Source organism: Haloferax sp. KTX1 (assembly GCF_902410085.1).
GTDB lineage: Archaea > Halobacteriota > Halobacteria > Halobacteriales > Haloferacaceae > Haloferax > Haloferax massiliensis.
Genome location: NZ_CABPRH010000171.1, coordinates 1 through 451 on the forward strand (window position 1 = coordinate 1; position 451 = coordinate 451).

The window sequence follows — 451 nt, forward strand, 5'->3', positions numbered from 1 at the left end:
GTCAGGATGAGCCCACGGCCGAACATGCTCTCGTCTTCTGCGATTGCGCCGACGGCGGCGGCCCCGATCCCACGTTCCGCGTATCCCGAACCGAGCGCAGCCAGCCCGACAGCGAGGGCTGCAGCAGCTTCTCCCGGGATAGCCGGAGCAGCGGCGCCACCTTCTTGCAGTACAGCGTTGACAACGAGTGCGATAGTTTCTATCATGTTGTTGAGATCCTCTCTGAGGTTGCTCGTGTCCGAACAGGCGTATGTGACTCCACGGACTTCATAAAGCTTCCCAAAACACTTCGTCAAGATGCTGTTCCGTGGGTTTAGCCGCGCTCTCAACCACGGTTGTCATCTGGTACCAGCCCCCGAGTACGCGACGGTAGGGCAGTAGCTACCGGAGTACCGACAAATATCGGAAGTAAGGTCGATAGCGGTCAGTCGTCAGTGGTGTAGGTCCGCTC

1 protein-coding gene is annotated in these 451 nt (G+C 59.0%); it reads right to left on the minus strand.

Annotation, left to right across the window (positions count from 1 at the left end; translation table 11 throughout):
• On the minus strand, window positions 1–206 hold a 206-nt coding region (locus FY251_RS21300; RefSeq protein WP_148416915.1), incomplete at its 3' end, for a F0F1 ATP synthase subunit C.
• Window positions 207–451: the final 245 nt, after the last annotated feature.